Annotated in this window: 2 protein-coding genes and 1 pseudogene; 2 read left to right on the forward strand and 1 reads right to left on the reverse strand. The window is 69.2% G+C overall.

Annotated elements, in window-relative coordinates:
* Both ACK5KK_RS13465 and ACK5KK_RS13470 read left to right on the forward strand, forming a co-directional pair.
* Positions 1 to 774, forward strand: a pseudogene (locus ACK5KK_RS13465) (hypothetical protein); the annotation flags it as partial.
* Positions 771 to 1,994, forward strand: coding sequence for a flavin reductase (locus ACK5KK_RS13470; RefSeq protein ID WP_416890598.1), 1,224 nt, complete (start codon positions 771 to 773; stop codon positions 1,992 to 1,994). The pseudogene ACK5KK_RS13465 and the gene ACK5KK_RS13470, both read left to right, overlap by 4 nt.
* A gap of 19 nt (positions 1,995 to 2,013) precedes the next feature.
* On the opposite strand, the gene ACK5KK_RS13475 is transcribed toward ACK5KK_RS13470, so the two are convergent.
* Entirely contained in the window at positions 2,014 to 2,451 is a 438-nt protein-coding gene (locus ACK5KK_RS13475; protein ID WP_416890599.1) for a TA system VapC family ribonuclease toxin, read from the reverse strand.
* Positions 2,452 to 2,546 lie beyond the last annotated feature (95 nt).

Consider the following 2,546-nt stretch of genomic DNA (forward strand, 5'->3'; position numbering starts at 1 on the left):
GGGTACCTGCTCACCGGCGCATGGGGCTTTTGCAGCGGCTCCGATTTCTCGGAATGGCTGATCTTCAACGCGCCCGTCGGGGAGGACAAAGAGGGACACATGTTCCTCGTCCCGCGCGACGAAGCCACGACGATCGACGACTGGACGCCGACCGGGCTGCGCGGCACCGGCAGCCGGACGATGTCCGTCGAACGGGTGTTCGTTCCGGAACGGCGAGTGCAGCTGACCCGGGACACGGTCTTCAAGCTCCAGGAGCGACGCAGCCTGCATCCGACGTTCGACGCGATGTACGCCCCGTGGCCGTCCAACGGCCGGTTCCCGTTCGCGTCGGTGGCGGTGGGAGCCGCCGCGGGAGCCGTCGACCACTTCGCCGCAACCGGCGCGTCGAACGTCCGCGTCGCGAACGCTCTCGGCGGCGAGGTGCGCCTGATCGACCAGGACTTCGTCGCGACCGAGTTCTCCGAGGCCTCCGGTGATGCCCTGACGGCCCGTCTGATCGTCGAGAATCGCAGCCGACTGTCCGCCGAGCGGTCCGCGCGCCATGATGTTGCGACCGAGAAAGAGATCGCCACCGAACTGCGCGACAACGCGCTGGCGGTGAGGACGGCACTTCGGTCGGTGCAACGCATTCACGCCCTGACGGGGGCGAAAGCCTGCTTCCCCGAGCATCCGGTGTCGCGGGCGAAGCGCGATGCCGAAATCGCTCACTCCCACGTGACCCTGAACTGGCGTCAGGCGGCTGTGCGGTACCTGGCCGCCGCGGTCGGGACATGACATCGGCGACGACGCCGAGCGAGAAGTCCGCGGGGTGGCGTGCTGTCCTCGGCGAGTATCCCACCGGGGTATGTCTGATCACGGCGCGCGACGCGGGGCGCGCCCCGGTCGGGATGATCGTGGGGAGCTTCGTCGCCGTCAGCGAGGACCCGCTCCTGGTCGGGTTCTTCGCCGACCGTCGCTCGACGACGCTCCCGCACCTGCTCGCCGCGGGTCGGTTCACCGTCAGCGTGCTCAGCGCTGCCGACCGTGACCTCGCGCGTGCGTTCGCGCAGAAGGCGCCCGACCGATGGAGTGTGCACGAGTTCTGTGGCGCCGGGACCGAACCGCCCCGCGTGAAAGACGCGGTCGTCTGGATAGACGCATCCATCGAGAGCACGACCGACCACGGCGATCATGTGCTCGTCGTCGGTCGGGTGCGCGACCTGGGAACCGGGGCGGGTGCCGCCGAGATGCCGCTGCTGTTCCGCCGTGCCGGCTACGGTACGTTCGCCGCCCCCAGCGAGTCGTACGATGCGCGGGCGTTCATCGAACGGTTGCGGTGGGCGACAGCCGCCGAAGCGGACCTCGCAGCCCTCGCCGACGAGATCGACTGTGAGATCACCGCCAACACGCAACTCGGTGACGCTGTCGTGACGCTTGCGTCGGTCCTGCCGCACGCGACCGGCGGGTCGTACGAGAACGTGGGTGCGTCACACCCGTGGGCCGCGCCCATCGCCTCCGTTTTCGCAGCGTGGGCTCCCCCGGCGCGACGGCACGCCTGGGAGGAGGCCTCGCGGCACCTGACCGGCGGCGTCGACAGGGAGCTCATCGCACGGCAGCTCTCCGGCATCCGCGCGCGCGGTTACGCGATCGCCGGGAACCGGGACCTCACGCAGCGGTTCGTGCAGCTCACCCGCGGAACCGGCGTCGCGCGCGAGTCGTACGCCCAGATGTGGGCGGCCATCGCGGAGTCCAGACGTCGGCTCGAAACCGATGCGGGTGTCGACTGGCGCAACGTGGCCGTCGTTCAAGTGCCGGTGTTCGGGGCCGAGGACCAGGTCGTGCTCAGCCTCTACGCGGTCGGACTGGCTCCGGCACCCGACGAGGCCGCGTTCACGCGCGTGGTCACCCGCATCCAGCAGACGGCGCGCCGCATGAGCGAGCGTATCAGCGGCGGACCCGAGTCTTCCCCGGCGGCGGAGGGCATCGGTCTGTGGGGTGATTCCTGGGAGGCGTGAGCTGTCCGGTACCGCGGTGTCAGCGTGGTGCGGGGGCGACGGGGTTTGTCCACTCGATCGCGTCGAAGCGTGCGAAGTCGCTGTCGGCGCTGACAATGGCGAGGCCGTGTTCGATGCAGATCGCGGCCAGCACGGCATCCGGCACGAGACCGGCGCGCACGTCGTGCCGAGCGAGCAACCCTTGCAGAATCGATGCATGACCGTACCCCGGCGTGGGGATCCAGGTCGCGGGCGCTGCCAGCCAACCGTCGACGTGCGCCCAGGCCTGCTGCGGCGTCAGCGGCTCGGCCACCGCGCGAGGGTTCGTTGCGATGCGCAGAAACGCCGACAGTGAGATCCACGGGATTCCCACACGCCGATCACCGTTGAGCGCAGCCGTCAGCCAGGTGTCGGCGGCGGGGTGAAAGGGACTCGTCCGATCGACGGAGTAGAGAAGGATGTTCGCGTCGATCAGCATCAGCGCGCGTCGGGTCCCTCAAGAATCTCGAGTGCGTCGGCGATGTTCGATACATCTATTCGCAGTCCCAGGTCACGCGTGATCGGCGTGAACGC

The organism is Microbacterium sp. (genome assembly GCF_047972865.1).
In the GTDB taxonomy this organism is placed as follows: Bacteria; Actinomycetota; Actinomycetes; order Actinomycetales; family Microbacteriaceae; genus Microbacterium.